A 20,690-nucleotide genomic window follows, 5' to 3' on the forward strand; every position below is an offset into this window, starting at 1 on the left:
CAAGCGCGCCACCCATTGCCCAGGCAGTCATTCCAATATGAAACTTTAAGCTTGAAATATTTTATCTCCGGCGCAATACTTGGGGTGCAGCAAGCGAAGAGGAGATCGCACGAATGAAGGTTGCGGTTCTCGGCGGCGGACCAGCCGGCCTCTACTTTGCCATTTCGATGAAGCTGCGCGACGCTGCGCACGAGGTTACGGTGTTCGAGCGCAACCGCGCCGACGACACGTTCGGCTGGGGCGTCGTGCTGTCGGCCGAAACACTCGACAACCTTGCCAAGAACGACCCGGTCAGCGCTGTCTGGATCAAGAAGCATTTCGCCTATTGGGACGACATCGCCGTCATCCATGACGGCGTGCGCACGGTCTCGTCGGGCCACGGTTTCTGTGGCATCGGCCGAAAGCGACTTCTGGTCCTGCTGCAGCGGCGCGCGCGCGAACTCGGCGTCAAGCTGATGTTCGAAAGCGATATCGCCGACCCCCAGCCCTATATGGAGACGCATGATCTGGTCGTTGCCGCCGACGGGCTGAACTCAAAGGCGCGCAACACTTTCGTCGATGTCTTCAAGCCCGACATCGACACCCGCAAATGCAAATTCGTCTGGCTAGGCACCAACCAGAAATTCGACGACGCCTTCACTTTCATCTTCGAGAAGACCGAGCATGGCTGGGTGTGGGCGCACGCCTATCAGTTCGACAGCGAGACAGCGACCTTCATCGTCGAGTGCAGCGAACGGACCTGGGCGGCCTTCGGCTTCGGTGCGATGTCGCAGCAGGAATCGATCGCGGTGTGCGAGCGCATCTTTGCCAGGCACCTCGGCGGCCATGCGCTGATGACAAATGCCAATCACATCCGTGGTTCAGCCTGGATCAATTTCCCGCGCGTGCTGTGCGAACGCTGGTCCTACAAGAACCTGGCGCTGATGGGCGACGCGGCGGCCTCGGCGCATTTCTCGATCGGCTCCGGCACCAAGCTCGCTTTGGAAAGTGCTGTGGCACTGGCCGAATATGTCAAAACCGAACCGGACCTCGACGCGGCCTTCCGCAAATATGAGGATGCGCGCCGCACCGAGGTGCTGAAGCTGCAGTCGGCGGCGCGCAATTCGCTGGAATGGTTCGAGGAGGTCGAGCGCTATCTCGGCCTTGATCCGGTGCAGTTCAACTATTCGCTGCTGACCCGCTCGCAACGCATCAGCCACGAGAATTTGCGGATGCGCGATGCCGAATGGCTTGAAAGCGCCGAGGAATGGTTCCAGCGCCAGGCGGGCGCGGGCGGCAACAGGCAGCGCCGGGCGCCGATGTTTGCGCCGTTCAAGCTGCGCGAAATGCAGCTCAACAACCGCATCGTGGTTTCGCCGATGGCCCAGTACAAGGCCGTCGACGGCTGCCCGACCGACTGGCATTTCGCCCACTATGCCGAACGCGCCAAGGGTGGCGCCGGCCTAGTCTACATCGAGATGACCTGCGTCAGCCCGGAGGGGCGCATCACGCCCGGCTGTCCCGGCTTCTATGCGCCGGAGCATAAGGTGGCGTGGAAGCGGCTTGTCGACTTCGTCCACACCGAGACCGAGGCGAAAATCTGCGCCCAGATCGGCCATTCCGGCTCCAAGGGCTCAACCCGTGTTGGCTGGGAAGGCACCGACGTGCCGCTCGCCTCCGGCAACTGGCCGGTCATGGCGGCTTCGGCGATCGCATGGTCGCCGCAGAACCAGGTGCCGAAGGCGATGGATCGCGCCGACATGGATCTGGTGCGCGACCAGTTCGTGGCCTCCGCCGAGATGGCGGATCGTTGCGGCTTCGACATGCTGGAGATCCATGCCGCGCATGGCTACCTTTTGTCGTCCTTCATCACGCCGGTTACCAACCAGCGCACGGATGGCTATGGCGGTTCCCTCGAAAATCGCATGCGCTATCCCCTGGAAATCTTCCATGCGGTGCGCGCCGCCTGGCCGGCACAAAAGCCGATCTCGGTGCGCATTTCAGCCAATGACTGGGTCGGCATCGAGGGTGTGACGCCGGCCGACGCGGTGGAGATCGCGCGCATGCTGCATGAAGCCGGCGTCGACCTATGCGACGTCTCGGCGGGTCAGACCTCGATTGCCGCCAAGCCTGTCTATGGCCGCATGTTCCAGACGCCATTTTCCGACCGCATCCGCAACGAGGTCGGGATGGCGACGATGGCGGTCGGCAACATCTACGAGCCTGACCATGTCAACTCGATCCTGATGGCCGGCCGCGCCGACCTGGTGGCACTGGCTCGGCCGCATCTCGCCGATCCCTATTGGACGCTGCATGCGGCCGTGACGCTCGGCGACCGCGGCGTCAAATGGCCGGATCCCTATCTGCCTGGACGCGACCAGATCTACCGGCTGGCCGAGCGCGATGCAGCGGCGGGGCTGAAAGTATGACGACGGCTTCAGCGATTTCCGGCAAACATGCGCTGGTCACCGGCGGCGGCTCCGGCGTCGGCCGGGCCATCGCACTCGTGCTGGCCGAAGCCGGCATCGCGGTGACCATATGCGGGCGGCGCGATGCCGAGCTTGCCAAGGTGGCCGGCGAGAACGACCGCATCCACGCCATATCGACCGATGTTACCGACGAGGCGGCGATGACGGCGCTCTATGCGCAAGCGGAAGCCCTGCGCGGCCCGTTCGATATCGTCGTTGCCAATGCTGGCATGGCCGGCAGCACGCCGGCGCACAAGACCTCGCTTGCCGACTGGCAGCGGACGCTCGACGTCAACCTGACCGGCGCCTTCCTGACGGTGAAGCCGGCGCTGGCCGGTATGGCCGCGCGCAAGGCGGGCCGGATCGTCTTCATCGCCTCCACCGCGGGGCTGAAAGGCTACGCCTATGTCGCGCCCTATGTGGCGGCCAAGCATGGTGTGGTCGGGCTGATGCGGGCGCTGGCGGCCGAGACGGCGAAATCCGGCGTCACCGTCAACGCCGTGTGCCCAGGTTTCGTCGAGACCGACATGTTGGAAGCATCTGTCCAGCGCATTGTCGAAAAGACCGGCCGCTCGGCTGGCGAGGCGCGGGCGAGCCTGGCCTCGACCAACCCGCAAGGCCGCTTCATCCAGCCGCAGGAGGTTGCCGCGGCGGTGCTGTGGCTGTGCAGCGATGCGGCGGCCTCGATCACCGGACAGGCAATTTCGATCTCAGGAGGCGAAACATGGTAGCCGGCCCATTGCCCGCGCCGTCGGGACCCGGCAAGGACCGGCTGCGTCTCTGGATCAGGCTGCTGCGCGCCTCGCGCACGATCGAGGCGGAGCTGCGCGAGCGCCTGAAGAAAGAATTCGATACCACGCTGCCGCGTTTCGACGTGATGGCCGCCCTCTACCGCGCGCCGGAAGGCATGCTGATGAGCGATCTGTCGCGCTTCCTGCTGGTGTCCAACGGCAATGTCACCGGCATTGTCGACCGGCTGGTTTCGGAAGGCCTGGTTGCCCGCGCGCGCCGCAATGGCGATCGCCGCACGTCGATGGTGCGGCTGACCGATGAGGGGTCCAAAACCTTTGCCGCAATGGCCGCGGCGCATGAGGGTTGGATCGGCGAATTGCTGGGCAAGGTCAGCGAGGAGGATGCGCGCCGGCTGACCGGCATGCTGACCTCGTTCCGCAGCAACTGGGAGGGACGCGAATGAGTTCGATGGCCGGCCTCAAGCCAAAACACTTCCTCTGGGAGGTCGAAGGCAGGATCGCCAGGGTGCGGCTCGACCGGCCGGAGCGCAAGAACCCGCTGACCTTCGACAGCTATGCGGAACTGCGCGATACGTTCCGCGATCTCGTCTATGCCGACGACATCGACGCCGTGGTGTTTCTGTCCAATGGCGGCAATTTCTGCTCGGGTGGCGATGTCCACGACATTATCGGCCCCTTGGTCAAGATGGACATGAAGGAGTTGCTCGCCTTCACCCGCATGACCGGCGATTTCGTCAAGGCGATGCTCAACTGCGGCAAGCCGATCATCGCGGCGGTCGACGGTGTCGCGGTCGGCGCCGGCGCCATCATCGCCATGAGCGCCGATATCCGCATCGCCACGCCGGAGGCCAAGACCGCCTTCCTGTTCACCCGCGTCGGCCTTGCCGGCTGCGATATGGGCGCCTGCGCGATCCTGCCGCGCATCATCGGCCAGGGCCGCACCGCCGAGCTGCTCTACACCGGCCGCACAATGACGGCGGCGGAAGGCGAGCGCTGGGGTTTTTACAACAGGCTGGTCGATGCGGCGGCGCTCGAAGCCGACGCGCTCGAGATGGCGGCGCGCATCGTCTCCGGCCCGACCTTCGCGCACGGCATCACCAAGACGCAGCTCAACCAGGAATGGTCGATGGGCCTCGACCAGGCGATCGAGGCAGAAGCGCAGGCGCAGGCGATCTGCATGCAGACGCGTGACTTCGAGCGCGCCTACAAGGCCTTCGTGGCCAAGGAAAAACCGGTGTTCGAGGGCAATTGATGGCTGACAAGAGTTTCCTCGACTGGCCGTTCTTTGAAGATCGCCACCGCGAATGGGCCGAAAGGCTGGAAGCATGGTGCGCGAAAAACCTTCCCGTCGATCACCATGACGTCGATGCCGCCTGTCGCGAGCTCGTGGCCAGGCTTGGCCGAGACGGCTGGCTGAAACCGACAGCGCTCGATACGGACAATCCGGGACCGCTCGATGTGCGCACTTTGTGCATCACGCGCGAGACGCTGGCGCGCCATGACGGGTTGGCCGACTTCGCCTTCGCCATGCAGGGCCTCGGCACCGGCGCGCTCAGCCTGTTCGGCACGCCCGACCAGCAGCAATGGCTGGCCAAGACCAGGGCCGGCAAGGCGATCTCGGCCTTCGCGCTGTCGGAGCCACGCTCCGGCTCGGATGTCGCCAACACCGAAATGACGGCGAGCCGCGATGGCGACTTCTACACCCTCGACGGCGAGAAGACCTGGATTTCCAATGGCGGCATTGCCGATCTTTACGTCGTCTTTGCCCGCACCGGCGAGGCGCCGGGCGCCAAGGGGCTTTCCGCCCTTCTCGTGCCTGCCGACACCAAGGGGCTTGGCATCGCCGAGCGCCTTGAAGTGATCGCGCCGCATCCGCTGGCGCGGCTTTCCTTCGACCAGGTCCGGGTGCCGGCTTCGGCGCTGATCGGCAAACCGGGCGACGGCTTCCGCATCGCCATGTCGGTGCTTGACGTGTTCCGCTCGACGGTCGGCGCGGCGGCACTCGGCTTTGCCCGCCGGGCGCTTGATGAAAGCGTCGGCAGGGTGGCGGAGCGCAAACTGTTTGGCGCGCCGATGGCGGAGCTGCAAATGGTGCAAGGCCATGTCGCCGATATGGCGCTGGACGTCGATGCGGCAGCGCTGCTGGTCTACCGCGCTGCGTGGACCAAGGACATGGGCGCCGCGCGCGTCACCCGCGAGGCGGCGATGGCCAAGCTGTTTGCCACCGACAAGGCGCAGGAGGTCATCGACAAGGCCGTGCAGCTGCATGGCGGCGACGGCGTTCGGAAGGGCCATATCGTCGAGAGCCTCTATCGCGAAATTCGCGCGCTGCGCATTTATGAGGGCGCTTCCGACGTGCAGAAAGTGGTCATTGCGCGGCAAGTGATGGGTGCAGCCTGACGGCAAGACATATTCGATTTTGAGATTTGGTTTTTAGGAATACCGGGGAGGCATTGAAAATGCACAAGATCCTGCAGCCGGAAGGCTGGGCGAAACCGGTCGGCTACGCCAACGGCGTCGCGGCGCGCGGCAGGCTCATCTTCGTCGGCGGACAAGTCGGCTGGAACGGGCAGTGCCAGTTCGAGACCGACGATTTCGCCGGCCAGGTGCGGCAGACGCTGCAAAACATCGTCGCCGTGCTGGCGGAGGCCGGCGGCGAGCCACGCCACATCACCGCGATGACCTGGTATTTCACCGATAAGGCTGAATATCTCGGCAACCTCAAGGGGATCGGCGAGGCCTATCGCGAGGTGATCGGCCGGCATTTTCCGGCGATGGCCGCGATGCAAGTGGTGGCGCTGGTGGAAGATCGCGCCAAGGTCGAGATTCAGGCAACCGCCGTTATTCCAGAATAACGAATTCGTTATTCCCGGATTGATCAGCCACGAAGCCCGGCCTGCTTGAGCAGCGGCAACACATGGTCGCAGAAATAGGGCAGTTCCTGCGTGTAGTTGACGAAGGACAGCGCGATGCCCTGGTAGCCGTGCCCGGCTATTGCGGCCATCTCGGCGGCTATCGTCTGCGGCGTTCCAACCAGCGGGTAAGTGCCGGCGCCACCGGCGAAACGCTGCCGGTAGCGGTCGTAGGCATGCGGGTCATGCGACTGCGAGAACTCCTTCTTGCCGGCCATATGGGCATCGACCGCGTCGTGGTCGGCCAGTTCGACGGCATATCTGTTGTAATAGGCCTGCGCCTCTTCCATCGTTGGACGGCAGACGACATGCGCCACCGTATAGACGCCGACATTGCGGCCAACCTTGTCAGCCCGCTCGCCGATGTCGGCGACATGCTTGCCGGCATCGCCCATCTCGGAGAAGGTGGTGAACAGATAATCGCATCGGGCGGCGGCGAAATCGCGGCCCGGGCCACCGAAGGCGGCGTTCATGGTCACCGGGCGGGGCACCTGCAGGCTCGCCGGCCGGCTGACCGCTTGCGTCAGGCGATAGTAGATGCCTTCGTAATCGAGTGGTTCGCTCGATGCGTAAAGCCGCTCCAGAACTTCGATCCATTCCGCAGCCTGCTCATAGCCCTTTTCGACCAGCGGTGTGCCGAACATGCCGAATTCCTTCGGGTTCCAGCCGCAGACGATGTTCAGGCCAGCGCGGCCCTGGCTGATATGGTCGACCGTTGCCAGCGCCTTGGCGGCGTAAAGCGGATGCACCAGCGGAACATGCACCGTCATGAACAGGCCGATCTGGTCGGTGGCAGCACCCAGTGCAGCCGCCCAGGTGAAGGTCTCGAACGACCATTCGCGCACCTTGTTGCGGCCGCCAAAGCCACGCCAGCGCGCGATCGGCAGGATAAATTCCAGCCCGGCGCGGTCGGCAATCTGCGCCGCCGTCAGATTGTCCTGCCAGCTCGCCGTCCAGCGTTCCGGCACATCGGTGATGGCCAGGCCGCCATCGGCATTGGTCGAGAAGACGCCGAGCTTCAGTTTGTTCGGGCCGTGCAGCGGATGCGTTTTGATCATGGTGGGAACTCGCGGCGGGAGACCCACACGCTAGGCCCACGCGAAAATATTTCAAGCCTGAAATAGCTTCGCCTCGACGCCGTTTGCGGATATGGATTCTCCGGAACATCGAAAGGGATGGCGATGAGCGAGTTCCGTCAGAAGTGCATCGGCAAGACCAGTCTCGTCGGCTCTTTCGCAGCCATTCCACACCCCGTCGCAGTCGAGGTGATGGCGCTCGCCGGCCTCGACTTCCTGTGCATCGACTGGGAACATGCCCAGATCGCGCGCGACACGATCGAGGCCATGGTGCGCGCGGCCGATGTGCACCGCGTGCCAGCGATGGTGCGCGTTCCCGGCCATGCGCCGGAAACCATTCAGGCGGCGCTCGACAGCGGCGCTCAGGGCGTTTTGGTGCCGCGCGTCTCAACTGCCGCGCAGGCCGCGATGGCGGTCAAGTTCTCGCGCTATCCGCCGCTGGGCGAACGCGGCGTCGGGCCTGGCCGCGCGGCCGGCTATGGCTATCGCATTCCCGAATATCTGGCCGCCGCCAATGACAGGATCGTCGTCGCGGTCCAGGTCGAGACATCGGAAGGGCTCGCCAACATCGAGGCGATCGCTGCCGTCGACGGCGTCGATGTGATCTTCGTCGGCCCCGGTGATCTCTCTGTCTCGATCGATGCGATCGCGGCGAAAGGCGCGGACAAGCTCAACGCGGCGATCGAAACAATCATTCGTGTGACGATCGCACACGACAAGGCAGCCGGCATATTTTGCGCCAGCCCGCAGAATATCGGCCGGTGGGCAGCGATCGGCGCGAGCTTCTTCATGCTGGCCAGCGACGCGATGTTTCTTGGCGCAGGTGCGGCGGCCAACTTTGCCGCCGCGCGCGACGAATTGGCATGAGACGGGCGCAGCCAGGAAAAAGGGCGTATCGGCGAGGCAACAGCCAAGCCAAACTTTTTAAGCTTAAAACTTTTTCCTTGAAAAGCGCCGCGCTTTGGATAGCATCCAGGCCGGTAGCGACTGCGGTGCCGGAGGGGCTTGCCGGGCAGTCGTAGTGCTCCGGGTGGGAGGGGTTTCAGTCCTTGTCGTTCATACTGCCCCAGTCATCGTCCAGCGCGCGCTATGCTTTCGACGGCGTGCGCGCGCAGATTCGTGACCTGCACACCGAAAACATCGCCAACCTTGCCGTGCGCGCCCGCGAACTGGGCGACGTCATCGCGCTCTGGTACGGCGAAGGCGACATGGTGACGCCCGCCTTCATCCGAGACGCCGCCAAGGCTGCCTTCGACGAAGGCCAGACCTTTTACGTTCCCAACATGCGCGGCCACGGTCCATTGAACGAGGCGCTGTCGGACTACCAGACGCGCATTCACGGCCGCTCGATCCCGATCGCGCGCACCACCGTCACGCCGGGCGGCATGCAGGCGCTGTACCTGGCGCTGGAACTGCTGGTCGATACCGGAACCAACGTCGTCTATGTCGCGCCGCAATGGCCCAACATCCACAACGCCATCCATCTGATCGGCGGCGAGCCGAGGCCGTTTTCGCTCGACTTCAAAGGGGACTGGAAGCTCGATCTCGACCGGCTGTTTGCAACCTGCGACGCGCGCACCCGCGCGATCTTCCTGTCGACGCCGTCCAACCCGACCGGCTGGGCCGCGTCGCGCGAGGAGATGCAGGCGCTGCTCGACTTCAGCCGGCGCACCGGCATCTGGATCATTTCCGACGAGGTCTATGGCCGGCTCTATTTCGACGGCGATGTTGCCCCTTCCATCCTGCAGATCGCCGAGGATGGCGACCGGGTGCTGTCGGTCAACAGCTTTTCGAAAGCGTGGGCGATGACCGGCTGGCGCATCGGCTGGCTGACGCATCCGTCGGGGGTGACCGACCAACTTGGTGCCATGACGCAGTATATCAACAGCGGCACTGCCGCGCCGATCCAGGCAGGCGCTGTTGCCGCCATCCGCCAGGGCGAACCGCTGGTCGAGGAGATCAGACAGCGGATCAAGACCGGCCTCGACCTTGCCTATGACAGGCTAGCCCAAATTCCCGGCATCATCCTGCCGACGAAACCGCGCGGCGGCATGTATGCCTTCTTTGCCATGGACGGCGAAAGCGACGCCCGGCAGGCCTGTGCCAGGATACTGGAGACAGCGCGCGTCGGGCTGGCGCCCGGCCACCTCTTTGGACATTCGGCCGCGGCCTTCCTGCGCATGTGCGTGTGCCGAGACCGCAACCAGATCGCGACCGCGCTCGAGCGCATGGTCGCCGCCATGAATTGACGCCCCGCTGGGAGGTGGGACGGCAACAAACCGTGCGGGAGAATTCCCGTCCGATCAACAACCAGAGGGAACACCCCAGAGGGAAACACCTATGAAGCTTAGCCGTCGCAATCTCATCCTTTTCGCCGCAGCCATCGGCATCGCCGCCGGTCCCGCAACTGCTTACGCGGCAGATGTGCTCAATGTCGGCGCTTACCCGACCAACCCGCCCTTCGAATACAAGAACGAGAGCGGCACGTTCGAGGGTTTTGAGGTCGATATCGTCAACGAGGCGGCCAAGCGCGTCGGCATGACCACCGAGATTGCCGATCTCGGCTTCCAGGCGCTGTTTGCGGCTGTCAGCTCCAAACGCATCGATGTCGCGATCTCCTCGATCACCATCACGCCGGAGCGGCTGAAGACGCTGTCGTTCACTCAGCCCTATTATGATTCCGATATGGGCATCGCCACCAAGACAGACAGCGCCGTCAATACCGAGGCCGACCTCAAGGGCAAGATCGTTGGCGTGCTGTCGGGCTCGACCGGCGAGACTTGGGTGAAGGCGCATCAGGAAGCAGACGGCTACAGCGACGTGAAGGGCTATGACACGCAGCAGAATCTTCTGCTCGATCTCAGCGCCGGCCGCGTCGACGCCGCCGTCAGCGACATTCCCGGCATGCAGTACTCCTTCCAGAAGATGAAGGACCTCGTTGTCAAGGAACGCATCAAGACCGGTGAGCAGTACGGGCTGATGATGAGCAAGGATCACCCGCTGCTCGGCAAGCTGAACGACGCGCTGAGCGCGATGAAGAAGGACGGCACGCTGGCCGCGATCCACAAGAAGTGGTTCGGCAGCGACGCGCCGGCTGATTCCTCAACGGTCAAGGAATTGCCGCTGCCCAAGGCCTGAACGGCCGCCGGCAAACACAAGACGTGCCGGCTTAAGGGCCGGCACGTCTCGTTTCCATTCATGATCCTTCCCCGGAGCCACAGGTCAGCGCGGCAAACCGCTTTCGATGCTTCCGGGCCCTTCTCCAGCGTCGCGTGACGCACAAACGGTCGGGAATGCCCTGATGTCGCTGATCGACACCTTCTTCAATCCCGATGTCATCATGTCCAGCCTGCCGGCGCTGCTGCGCGGCTTCCTGAACACGCTGCTGCTCGGCATTTTGAGCATCGGCATCGGCATTCCGATCGGCCTGGGGATAAGCCTGTTGCGGCTCTACGCGCCGAAGCCGCTGCGCTGGCTGGCGGTAGGCTACACCGACATCTTCCGTGCCCTGCCGGTGCTGGTGGTGCTGATCCTGATCTATTACGCGCTGCCGTTCCTCGGCATACGCCTGTCGTCCTGGGCCTCCGCGGTGACGGCGTTCGCCATCATCATGTCGGCCTATTCGGCCGAAGTGTTCCGCTCTGGCATAGAAAGCATTCCGCGCGGCCAGTTCGAGGCGTCGCAGGCGCTCGGCCTGCCGTTCCTGCTCACCTTGCGCAAGGTGGTGCTGCCACAGGCGATCCGTGTGGTCATCCCGCCGATGACCAGCAATTGCGTCTCGATGTTCAAGGACACGTCGCTCGCCTCCACCGTGGCGTTGCCGGAACTGTTGAAGGAAGCGACCAACGCGCAGTCGCTCTACGCCAATCCCTCGCCGCTGATCGGCGCCGCTTTGGTCTATCTCATCTTCCTCTGGCCGATGGTCCGCCTCGTCAGTCTGCTTGAAGCGCGCTTCAAGGACGAGAAGGCTCGCTGACCTCGCCAATCAAACCCACGTCCAAGCCCTGCGCAGGAGATACAATTGAGCACTTCCCAAGCCACCGGCGGCTTTCCGGTCGACACCATACGCGCCATGTTTCCCGCCTTGCAGCGGGCCGGTGATTTCATCTTCATGGACAATGCCGCCGGCGCGCAAATCCCGCAGAGCGTGCTCGACGCGGTGACCAACCATCTGGTCTCGCACAATGTGCAGCGCGGCGGCCGCTATGGTCGCTCCGTCACGGTCGACCAATCGGTCGCCGATGCAAGGACAAGCGTGGCGCTACTGATCAACGCCTATAGTCCGTCGGAAATCTGCTTCGGCATGAACGCCACTTCGTTCATCCGCCTGGTCAGTCTCGGCATCGGCCAGATGCTGGCCAGAGACACTGATGGGACGCGCGACGAGATCGTCATCACCGACATGGACCATGACGCCAACATCGCGACGTGGCTGGCGCTGGAGTCCGCCGGGGCCAAGTTCAAGTGGTGGCGCATGCGCGAGGACGGCAATCTGCATGTCGACGACCTCAAGCCGCTGGTGTCCGAGCGCACCCGCCTCGTCGCCTGCACGGTGACGGCGCATTCGATCGGCTCGATCGTCGATGTGGCCTCGGTGGCCAGAATCGCGCACGCCGCCGGCGCGGAAGTGTTCCTCGACTGCGTGCACTACGGACCGCACGGGCTGATCGACGTGCAGGCCTGGGACTGCGACTATCTCGTCTGCTCCGGCTACAAGAATTTCTCGCCGCATATGGGCTTTCTGTGGGGCCGCTTCGAAACACTGAAGCGGCTGCCGACCTTCCGCGAGGATTTCATCCCCGACGAGCCGCCCTACAAGGTCGAGGCAGGCACCTTCATCTACGAGAACGTCTCGGGCATGGATGCCGCCGTGCAGTACCTGGAACTGATCGGCCGCAATCTGGCGCCGTCCAACAACCGTTCGCGGCGTGAGAATATCGTTGCCGGCATGGGGGCCATCCGCGACTATGAACTGCTCCTGGCGCGCGAGATGCTGGCCGTGCTGAAGGACTGCAATGCCACGATCTACGGCGTCGCCGAAGAGGCCCGCATCCATGAGCGCGTGCCGACCTTCTGCTTCAACATCGGCAAGCTGTCGCCGCAGAAAATCGTCGAGGAGATGGCCGAGATGCAGATCGGCATCCGCGATGGCCACATGTACGCGCCGCGGCTGATGAAGCGCCTCAACCTGTCGATGGACAGCGGCGCCATCCGCGCTTCGCTGGTGCATTACAACACGGTCGACGAGGTCAGGCGTTTCGGCGAAGCGCTGCGCGCCGTCATCGCCAGGCTGTCTTAGTTCGGACCCTCAGACATCTCCGGCATGGAACATCGGTCCGCCCTTGTGGGCCGGGAAGCCGTAGCCGTTGATCATCACCAGATCGATGTCGGAGGCACGCGCCGCGATGCCTTCGGCGAGCAACGCCTTGCCTTCGTCGGCCATTGCCGCCAGCAGGCGCGTGACGATCTCGTCGGCCGAAAAGCGGCGCGGCTCAATGCCCTTGGCTGCCCGTGCCCCCTCGATCAGCGCCATCACTTGCGGGTCGCTCCTGCGCTCGCCGTTCGAATAGTCGTACCAGCCGCGCCCGGTCTTGCGGCCGAAGCGGCCGGTCTCGCACAGCCGGTCGGCGATCTCGACATATCGCGCTTTTGGATCGCGCATGGGCGCTTGCCGCTTGCGCCGCGCCCATGCTATCTCCAGTCCAGCCATGTCGTTGACGGCGAAGATCCCCATCGGGAAGCCCCAGGCCTCCAGCGAGGCATCCACCTCTTCCGGTGTCGCGCCATCCTCGACCATGAACTCCGCTTCGCGGCGGTAGGCCGAATAGATGCGGTTGCCGATGAAACCCTCGGTCACGCCGCTCACGACAGGCAGCTTGCCGAGCTTTCGCACGAAGGCGATCGCCGAGGCGAGCACGTCGGGCGCGGTCGCCGCGCAATCCACCACTTCGGTGAGCCGCATGACGTTGGCCGGCGAGAAGAAATGCAGGCCGACGATCCGCTCGGGCCGGGCGGTTGCCGAGGCGATCTCGTCGGGATTGAGGTAGCTGGTGTTGGTGGCAAGGATGGCGTCGGGGCGGACGATGCGATCGAGCTTGCGGAAGAGCTCGGTTTTTACTGCGAGTTCGTCGAACACCGCTTCTATGACCAGATCGGCCTCTGCCAACCTGCCGGCGTCACTGGCCGTTTCAAGCCGGCTCAGTGCCTCCCCGCGCGCATGATCCGTGAGGCGGCCGGATTGGACCGACTTGTCGAGGAGGCCAGCGATACGCTCGTATCCTTTGGCCGCCGCCTCGTCGGTCTGCTCGATGCCGATCACGCGATAGCCGGCATTCAGGGCCGAGACTGCTATGCCTGCGCCCATCAGGCCGGTTCCGACGATGCCGACCGTCTCGACCTTGCGAGGCGCAACACCCTCCAGCCTGTCGACCTTGCTGGCTTGCCGCTCGGCAAAGAAGACGTGGCGCAATGCCGCCGCCTCGCGGGAATCCCGAAGGCGCAGGAAGGTCGCGCGTTCGTCCGCGAGACCGTCCTTCAGTCTGGCCGTGGACGCCGCCTGGACCAGTCGCACAGCTTCCGCAGGCGCGATCTGTCCACGGCTAAGGGAAAGCACCTTCTTTGCAGCGGCCGCGTCGGCCCCAGGTTGCGAACTCGGGACGGAGAGTGCGCCTGTCCGCCGCAACGGCTGGTCAACGAGACGGCGAGCGGCATCGAGCGCGCCTTCGGGAAGGTCGTCCGCAATGGCATCGATCAGGCCGAGAGTGAGGGCTTCATCGGCTTTCGCGACGCGACCCGTGCCGATGAGGTCGATTGCAACGACGGTGCCGACGAGGCGAGGCAAGCGTTGGGTTCCGCCAGCCCCGGGCACGATCCCGAGCTTGACCTCGGGCAGCCCGAAGCTGGCCGCCTTGCCGGCGACGCGGTAGTGGCAGGCCAGCGCAATCTCGCAGCCGCCGCCGAGCGCCGCGCCGCCGATTGCCGCGACCACCGGTTTCGCGAAGCTCTCGATCGCTTCGATGACCTCAGGCAGTGTGGGTTCAATAGCGGGCTTGCCGAATTCCTTGATATCGGCGCCGCCGACAAAAGTACGCCCGGCGCCAGTGAGCACCACGGCGGACACGTCATCCGATCTCGCGCGTTCAAGCGCAGCCGTCAGTCCGCCCCTGACGTGGAAGGAGAGCGCGTTGACCGGCGGATTTTCGATGGTGACGATGAGAACTCCATCGACGATGTTGCCAACGACACTCTCGAAAAATCGTTCAGTGCTCATGGAGTTTCATTCCGCAACGACGGCCTGCTCTCCAGCCAAATGGCGCGAGGCCCCGGCTCGGGCGAATGCAGCGCCGTGGAGTCTTCAAAAAAACTTCAAGCTTAAAATAATTAGAATTCAAAAAACTTCAAGCCTGCATCCTTGGGTTGGCAGTCTAATCCAGCCGGTCGCGCAGCATGCTCCAGGGGAGCAACATGTTCGGCGCATAGCGGACAACTTCATGGAACGGAATCGGCGATGGCGCGGCGAAGGGAAGCGGCAGATCGTGGGCGTCCGCTCCGGCAGCCCAGTCCGCCAACACCTTGCCCATCGCCGTGGTCATGGCGATGCCGCGCCCGTTGCAGGCGAAGCCGGCGATCAAGCCCGGGCCGAGGTCGATGAGGCGCGGCAGGAAATCCGGCATCACCGCCGCCACGCCCGTCCAGCTGTAGGCAAGCGGCGGCAGGTCAGGCAAATCGAGATGCCTGGCGAGCCGTCGCCAGACCGTTCGCGGCACGCGCGTCTCGGCGCCGCTGCCGACGATATGCATGCCACCGCTGATCAACCTGTTCTGGCTGTCGAAGCGGCAGGTGAACAGGTTGCGCCTTGTGTCACCGATGCCATGGCCGCCGGGCAGCAGGCGCGCGCGTATGGCACGCGGCAGCGGCGCGGTGGCGATCTGGAATACTTTCAGCGGGACATAGGTCCGCGCCAGCGTTCGGTTCAGCGCTCCGCCATAGGCGTTGGTGGCGACCAGCACCTTTCCCGCCCGCACAGCGCCGGATGCGGTCTTCAATACCCAGCCATCTTTTGTCCGATCGATCGAGGTGACGCGCGTCTGCTCGAAGATGCGTGCACCGGCTTTGTCGGCCGCATCGGCAAGACCACGCGCATACTCGGCCGGATTAAGTACGCCGCCCGAATTGTCCATCCAGCCGCCGGCATAGCCGCCGATACCGGTCAGCGTCGTGACCGCCTTGGCATCAAGCGTTACAGTCGGCCTGCCACGCGCCGCCCATTGCTCGGCGCGCGATCTCGTCTTTGCCAGCGCGGCAGGCGAATGCGCCGGCTGGATCCAGCCATTCTGCAGCGCGTCGCATTCGATGCCGTGCCGCTTGATCAGGCCGAAGACGAGATCGGCGCTGCCGGCAGCGAAGTCGACCAGCCGCTCGCCGCGCTCGGCTCCGAGTTCGGCGATGATATCGTTCGGGTCGCGCTTGGCGAAGTTCGGCACGACGAGGCCGGCATTTCGCCCGGTCGCGCCCCAGGCAATGTACTCGGCCTCGAGGACGGCGACCGAAAGCCCTTTCTCGGCTGCATGCAATGCCGTCGACAGGCCGGAAAAACCGCCGCCGACAATGGCGAGATCGACGTCGAGCCCGCCTTGCAGTGCGGGTCGTTCGCGGCGGATGCGGCTGACGGCATGCCAGAGCGAGACGCCATGCACTTGCTGCCGAACCATGGCGTTCATGATCCAGCCTCGCTCTCGCTTGCTACGGGCTTCGTCTGTTTGCCGAGCTTCGGCCGCTTTGGCCGATCGCCAAACAGGCCGGTCGGCCGGATCAGCAGGATGAGGCACAGCATGACGCCGATGGCAACGATCTGCAGCGAGGCCGCGCGGGCCTGTTGTTCCGGCGAGAAGAGCACGCTGGTCATGGTGCCGGAACCCGCCCATATCGCCCACACCAGGATGCTGCCGGCGATGGCGCCGGCATTGCTGCCCGAGCCGCCGACGATCAGCATCACCCAGACCTGGAAGGTCAGGATCGGCAGATAATTGTCGGGCGCGATGAAGCCGGTGAAATGCGCCTGCAACGCGCCGGCCAGCGCCATGATGGCGCCACCGACGGCAAAGGCCTGGACACGGTAGAAGCGCGCGCTCTTGCCAAGCGAGATCGCTGCCCGCTCGTCCTCGCGCAACGCCTTCAGCACCCGGCCCCAGGGGCTGCGCGACAGATGCTCCAGAGCGAGATAGGCGATCAACGTCACCACGCAGACGACGGCGAGGTTGGACAGGTTGAACAGCAGCGGCGTCTCGGCAAGGCTGCCGAAAGGGCGCGGAATGAAGCCAATGCCGAAGGGACCACCGGTCAGCTTCTGCGCGTTGAGCGCGACCAGTTGCACGACGACGGCGACGCCGAAAGTGGTGATCGCCAGATAGTCCGATTTCAGCCGCAGCGTGGCGATTCCGGTCAGGGCCGCGGCGATACCGCCGACGATCATGGCGCCCGCCCAACCGACGAGGATCGGCAGGCCGAAGCCGCCGAGACGCGCGGCATCGTCGGGCGTGGTCAACAGCGCCGAGGTATAGGCGCCGATGGCAACGAAGCCGGCGAGGCCGACATTGAACAGCCCAGTCAGCCCCCACTGCAGATTGAGCCCCAGCGTGACCAGCGAAAAGATCAGCGCGGTGGTCAGGAAGAAAGCGCCGTAACCGATGAGGTCCATCATCTTTCCCCCACGCCGAAGAGGCCGATCGGCCGCACGAACAGCACCGCCATCAGGATAATGAAGGAGATTGCGGCCCGCCATTCGGCGCCGATCAGCTGCACCGCGCCGGCTTCGGCGAGGCCAATGATCAGGCCGCCGAGCACGGCGCCTGGTATGCTGCCGATGCCGCCCAGAATGGCAGCGGCGAACATCGGCAGCAGCATGTCGAAGCCCATAAACGGGCGGATCTGCACCAGAATGCCGATCATCACCCCGGCGACGCAGGCGAGCGCTCCGCCGATGATCCAGGTGACGCGCACCACGCTGGCGACGTCGATGCCGACGATGCGGGCCAGCGCCGCGTTCTGGCTCAGCGCCTGCATGGAGCGTCCGGTCTGCGTGCGCGTCATCAACAGATGCACGCCGAGTACCAGCACAGCCGTCAGCAGCAGCAATGCGATCTGGTCGGGCGTAATGCGGATGCCGAAACCGACCGGCATGGCGATCTGGATCGCCCGGCTGAAATAGGTCGGTTGCGAAGTGAAGGTGAATTCAAGCAGGCTGCGCAGCGCCATCGAAGCACCGAAACTCGCCATCACCACGATGATCGCCTGGCCTTGAGAGCGCAGCCGCGAAAACAGTATCTTGTCAAGCAGTAGCGCGAGCACAGCGGTGAACGCCATGCCGACAACCAGGGCGACAAGCAGCGGCCAGCCGAAGGACAGCGGTGCGATCGGCGCCACCTTGCCGAAAGTTGCGCCGATGGCGCTGACGACGGCCAGCGTTGCATAGGTGCCCCAGGCCATGAAGTCGCCATGGGCGAAGTTGGAGAAGCGCAAGATCGAATAGGTGAGCGTCACGCCGATGGCGCCAAGGCCGATCATCGAACCGGTCAGCAGCCCGTCGACGACGAATTGCAGGCTCATGCTGCGCCTCCCTTGCCGGACGCTGCGGCGCTCTCTTGATGTAGCGGCCGTTGGCCGAGATAGAGCTCGGCGACGACGGGATCGTTCCACAGCTGCGAGGCGATGCCCTCGTGCCGGTCCTTGCCTTCGACCAGCACATAGGCGCGGTCGCCGATGGCCAGTGCTGCCTTGGCGTTCTGTTCGACCAGAAGGATGGTGACGCCGGACTTGCGGATGCCGGCCAGCATCTCAAACACCATCGACACGAATTTCGGCGACAGGCCGGCCGAGGGTTCGTCGAGCACCAGCACCTTGGGATGGACGATCAGCGCGCGGGCCACCGCCAGCATCTGCCGCTGACCGCCCGAGAGATAGCCGGCCGCCGTGCGGCGCTGGCGCGCAAGGTCGGGGAAGGTGGCGTACATTTCCTCGATGCGGGCAGGAGCCTCGCGCCGCTCGAGAATGCCGCAGGCGACCTTCAGATTGTCGTCCACCGACATCAGCGTAAAGACGTTTTCGGTCTGCGGCACGAAGGCGAGGCCGAGGCGCACCATGGTGTGCGCCGGCGCCGCGGTAATGTCCTTGCCGTCGAGCAGCACGCTGCCACGGCTGATCGGCACCAGGCCAGCGACGGCCTTGATGAGGCTCGACTTGCCTGCGCCGTTCGGCCCGAGCACGACGACGATTTCACCCTTGTTGACGGTGATCGAGGCGCCGCGCACGATCGGCACGCCGGGCTCGTAACCGGCCTCGAGGTCACGGACGTCCAGCACGATCTCACTCATGCCGCGCCTCCGAGATAGGCCTCGATGACGCGCGGATCGCGCGCCACCTCGTCGGCCGTGCCTTCGCACAGCAATTCGCCGCTCGCCATCACCAGCACGCGGTGGCAGAGCCGCGTCACCATGTCGATATTGTGCTCGATCAACAGGAAGGTGATGCCGCTTTCGTTGATGTCGCGGATGCGGTCGATGATGACTTCGAGCAGTGTGGCGTTGACGCCTGCCGCCGGCTCGTCGAGCAGGATGATCGCCGGGTCGGCCATCATGACGCGGGCGAGTTCGAGCAGCTTGCGCTGGCCGCCCGAGAGCACGCGCGCCGGCTCATGCGCGAGGTGGGTGAGGGTGACCAACTCCAGCAGTTCGAGCGCCTTTGTCCTAGCCGCTTTTTCCTGCGCGGCCACCCGCCAAGGCGTGACGAAATTGGCGAGCAGCTTTTCGCCGGTTTGGCCCTGTGCCGCCAGCATGATGTTTTCGACCAGCGTCAGATTGGGCAGCGGGCGCGGGATCTGAAAGGTGCGGCCAAGCCCGCGGCCGATGCGCAGATGAGCGGCTTCACCCGAGACGCGCGTGCCGTTGAGAAGGATATCGCCACTAGTCGGCAATATGCTGCCCGCCAACAGATCGAACATCGTCGTCTTGCCGGCGCCATTCGGGCCGATCAGGCCGAGGATTTCGCCCGCTTTGACATCAAACGAGACACCGTTGACGGCGACGAGGCCACCGAACCGCCTGACGACATTCGTCGCCGACAGAACCGGTGCGCGGATTTCGTCCTGCCGTTCAGCTGTCTCGCTCATGCACCCTCTGGCCGAGCGGTCTTTGCCGCTTTCTGATTTTTTTGATTTGTGATCACACTTGCTTTGATCACGCTAATCGGCTTTAATTTTCTCCGCAAGCCGAAAACGGGCCAAGACTGGGAATGCCATGCAAAAGGCTGCCATCGAGCGAAACAACGAAACGATCGCGTCCCAGCTCACGCCGGTCGGCCGCGAGACCGTGCAGGATCGCGTTTACTCGGAGTTGCGACGGGCCCTGATCGGCGGTCTTTTCGAACCGAGCCAGGTGCTGACCATCCGCGGTCTCGCCGATGCGCTGGTCACCTCGACCATGCCGGTGCGAGAGGCGCTCGGCCGGCTGATCACGGAAAAGGCGCTGGAGGCGCTGCCCAACCGTTCCGTGCGTGTGCCGCCGATCACGCTGGAGCGCATCGACGACCTCCTGCGCGCGCGTTCCCTCATCGAAGGCGAAGCGATCGCGCTTGCCGCCACGCGGATGGGGCCGCGCCAGATCGCCACCATCGAGGCCATGCTTGGCGAGTGGGACGAGATGCGGGCGCTGAAGCACAAGAAGGACATCGACCGCGAAGCGACGCTCAATCAGCGCTTCCATTTCGAAATCTACCGCTGCTGCGGCTCGGCGGTGCTGATCCCGATGATCGAAAGCCTCTGGCTTCAATCGGGGCCATGCATACGCGTCGCCATCTACGCGTTCTCCGAAGCCGGCGAGGTCGACACCGCGCACTATCATCGTAGCATCGTCGCGGCTCTTGCCAAACAGGATGCGCAAGCGGCGCGCGAGGCGCTGGTGGCTGACATCAGCCGCCCCTTTGCCTTCCTGCGCGACAAGCTTCAATCGGCGAAGGACTGACATGACCAAGCCCGCCATCAGCATCACAGAGCCACGCTCGAAGCTTTCCGTGACGGCGCTGCTGTTGCCGGAGAAGGTCCCCGAAAACGCCGCCTTCCTGCTGGCGTATCTGGCGCAGCCACGCATCGTCCCGGGTATCCATGCGATGTGGACCGGCCCCGAGATTTCCTGCCCGGTTCCCTCGGCGCAGCTCGAGGGGGAGGCCTATGCCAGGCCCTTGCCGGCGGAGAATGCAACGCTGACGCCTCAGCCCGGCGATATCGTGCTGTCCTATGTGCCGCCACGCATGTGGGGCGGCAATCCCAATGCCATCTTCGATATCGGCCTGTACTACGGGCAGGGGGCTCGGCTGCTGTTCCCGATCGGCTGGCTGGCCGGCAGCGTCGTCGCCCAGGTGCGTTCCGAAGAGCGCGACCAGTTCGCCGCTGCTTGCGGCGTCATCCGCCGCAACGGCGCCTGCGAGATCACTTTGAGTCTGGTGGAGGTCTGA

At 64.3% G+C, this 20,690-nt stretch carries 20 protein-coding genes; 13 read left to right on the plus strand and 7 right to left on the minus strand.

What is annotated here, in order from left to right:
* Positions 1–113: 113 nt before the first annotated feature.
* From AC1DZ8_RS31995 to AC1DZ8_RS32020, 6 genes are read left to right on the plus strand one after another with little or no spacing between them, the layout of a single operon-like run.
* Positions 114–2,408, plus strand: coding sequence for a bifunctional salicylyl-CoA 5-hydroxylase/oxidoreductase (locus AC1DZ8_RS31995; protein WP_477306970.1), 2,295 nt, complete (start codon positions 114–116; stop codon positions 2,406–2,408).
* On the plus strand, positions 2,405–3,178 hold the full coding sequence (locus tag AC1DZ8_RS32000) for an SDR family NAD(P)-dependent oxidoreductase (protein WP_477306968.1): 774 nt from the start codon (positions 2,405–2,407) through the stop codon (positions 3,176–3,178). The genes AC1DZ8_RS31995 and AC1DZ8_RS32000 overlap by 4 nt, the downstream gene beginning before the upstream one ends.
* Positions 3,172–3,642 (plus strand): MarR family winged helix-turn-helix transcriptional regulator, encoded by a 471-nt coding sequence (locus AC1DZ8_RS32005; protein WP_477280145.1) that lies wholly within the window; start codon positions 3,172–3,174, stop codon positions 3,640–3,642. The genes AC1DZ8_RS32000 and AC1DZ8_RS32005 overlap by 7 nt, the downstream gene beginning before the upstream one ends.
* Positions 3,639–4,451, plus strand: a complete 813-nt coding sequence (locus tag AC1DZ8_RS32010) for an enoyl-CoA hydratase family protein (RefSeq protein ID WP_477306965.1) — start codon at positions 3,639–3,641, stop codon at positions 4,449–4,451. Before AC1DZ8_RS32005 ends, AC1DZ8_RS32010 begins: the two co-directional genes overlap by 4 nt.
* Positions 4,451–5,599: an acyl-CoA dehydrogenase family protein gene (locus AC1DZ8_RS32015; RefSeq protein WP_477306964.1), complete on the plus strand. Its 1,149-nt coding sequence runs from the start codon at positions 4,451–4,453 to the stop codon at positions 5,597–5,599. The genes AC1DZ8_RS32010 and AC1DZ8_RS32015 overlap by 1 nt, the downstream gene beginning before the upstream one ends.
* Before the next feature lie 59 nt (positions 5,600–5,658).
* Entirely contained in the window at positions 5,659–6,054 is a 396-nt protein-coding gene (locus tag AC1DZ8_RS32020) for a RidA family protein (protein ID WP_477306962.1), read from the plus strand.
* 23 nt (positions 6,055–6,077) lie between these two features.
* On the opposite strand, the gene AC1DZ8_RS32025 is transcribed toward AC1DZ8_RS32020, so the two are convergent.
* Entirely contained in the window at positions 6,078–7,169 is a 1,092-nt protein-coding gene (locus AC1DZ8_RS32025) for an LLM class flavin-dependent oxidoreductase (RefSeq protein WP_477306960.1), read from the minus strand.
* A gap of 123 nt (positions 7,170–7,292) precedes the next feature.
* Here AC1DZ8_RS32025 and AC1DZ8_RS32030 point away from each other — a divergent pair, with 123 nt between their 5' ends.
* The 5 genes from AC1DZ8_RS32030 (at position 7,293) to AC1DZ8_RS32050 (ending at position 12,486) form a co-directional block, all read left to right on the plus strand.
* Entirely contained in the window at positions 7,293–8,054 is a 762-nt protein-coding gene (locus AC1DZ8_RS32030) for an HpcH/HpaI aldolase family protein (RefSeq protein ID WP_477306958.1), read from the plus strand.
* A gap of 182 nt (positions 8,055–8,236) precedes the next feature.
* Positions 8,237–9,436, plus strand: a complete 1,200-nt coding sequence (locus tag AC1DZ8_RS32035) for a pyridoxal phosphate-dependent aminotransferase (RefSeq protein WP_477306956.1) — start codon at positions 8,237–8,239, stop codon at positions 9,434–9,436.
* 91 nt (positions 9,437–9,527) lie between these two features.
* Complete coding sequence (locus AC1DZ8_RS32040; RefSeq protein ID WP_477306954.1) at positions 9,528–10,325, plus strand: ABC transporter substrate-binding protein; 798 nt, start codon at positions 9,528–9,530, stop codon at positions 10,323–10,325.
* 163 nt (positions 10,326–10,488) lie between these two features.
* The gene (locus tag AC1DZ8_RS32045; protein ID WP_477280153.1) at positions 10,489–11,163 is read left to right on the plus strand and encodes an amino acid ABC transporter permease; all 675 of its coding nucleotides are present in this window, start codon (positions 10,489–10,491) and stop codon (positions 11,161–11,163) included.
* Positions 11,164–11,208: 45 nt separating this feature from the next.
* A complete protein-coding gene (locus tag AC1DZ8_RS32050; RefSeq protein WP_477306952.1) occupies positions 11,209–12,486 on the plus strand; it encodes a cysteine desulfurase-like protein in 1,278 nt (425 codons plus the stop codon).
* A gap of 9 nt (positions 12,487–12,495) precedes the next feature.
* Here AC1DZ8_RS32050 and AC1DZ8_RS32055 read toward each other — a convergent pair whose 3' ends face one another.
* The 6 genes from AC1DZ8_RS32055 to AC1DZ8_RS32080 form a co-directional block, all read right to left on the minus strand.
* On the minus strand, positions 12,496–14,457 hold the full coding sequence (locus tag AC1DZ8_RS32055) for a 3-hydroxyacyl-CoA dehydrogenase NAD-binding domain-containing protein (protein WP_477402295.1): 1,962 nt from the start codon (positions 14,455–14,457) through the stop codon (positions 12,496–12,498).
* A 154-nt stretch (positions 14,458–14,611) separates the two neighbouring features.
* Positions 14,612–15,907 (minus strand): NAD(P)/FAD-dependent oxidoreductase, encoded by a 1,296-nt coding sequence (locus tag AC1DZ8_RS32060; RefSeq protein ID WP_477306948.1) that lies wholly within the window; start codon positions 15,905–15,907, stop codon positions 14,612–14,614.
* Positions 15,904–16,887, minus strand: a complete 984-nt coding sequence (locus tag AC1DZ8_RS32065; RefSeq protein WP_477306946.1) for a branched-chain amino acid ABC transporter permease — start codon at positions 16,885–16,887, stop codon at positions 15,904–15,906. The genes AC1DZ8_RS32060 and AC1DZ8_RS32065 overlap by 4 nt, the downstream gene beginning before the upstream one ends.
* On the minus strand, positions 16,884–17,792 hold the full coding sequence (locus AC1DZ8_RS32070; protein ID WP_477402298.1) for a branched-chain amino acid ABC transporter permease: 909 nt from the start codon (positions 17,790–17,792) through the stop codon (positions 16,884–16,886). The genes AC1DZ8_RS32065 and AC1DZ8_RS32070 overlap by 4 nt, the downstream gene beginning before the upstream one ends.
* Positions 17,789–18,556 (minus strand): ABC transporter ATP-binding protein, encoded by a 768-nt coding sequence (locus AC1DZ8_RS32075; RefSeq protein ID WP_477306942.1) that lies wholly within the window; start codon positions 18,554–18,556, stop codon positions 17,789–17,791. The genes AC1DZ8_RS32070 and AC1DZ8_RS32075 overlap by 4 nt, the downstream gene beginning before the upstream one ends.
* Positions 18,553–19,350 carry an ABC transporter ATP-binding protein gene (locus tag AC1DZ8_RS32080; RefSeq protein ID WP_477306940.1) on the minus strand — a complete coding sequence of 266 codons (798 nt, stop codon included), beginning with the start codon at positions 19,348–19,350 and terminating at the stop codon, positions 18,553–18,555. The genes AC1DZ8_RS32075 and AC1DZ8_RS32080 overlap by 4 nt, the downstream gene beginning before the upstream one ends.
* A 127-nt stretch (positions 19,351–19,477) precedes the next feature.
* Here AC1DZ8_RS32080 and AC1DZ8_RS32085 point away from each other — a divergent pair, with 127 nt between their 5' ends.
* Both AC1DZ8_RS32085 and AC1DZ8_RS32090 read left to right on the plus strand, forming a co-directional pair.
* Entirely contained in the window at positions 19,478–20,200 is a 723-nt protein-coding gene (locus AC1DZ8_RS32085) for a GntR family transcriptional regulator (protein WP_477306938.1), read from the plus strand.
* 1 nt (position 20,201) lies between these two features.
* Positions 20,202–20,690 (plus strand): DUF3830 family protein, encoded by a 489-nt coding sequence (locus AC1DZ8_RS32090; RefSeq protein ID WP_477306936.1) that lies wholly within the window; start codon positions 20,202–20,204, stop codon positions 20,688–20,690.

The sequence above is a fragment of the Mesorhizobium sp. P2_F7 genome (genome assembly GCF_056403695.1).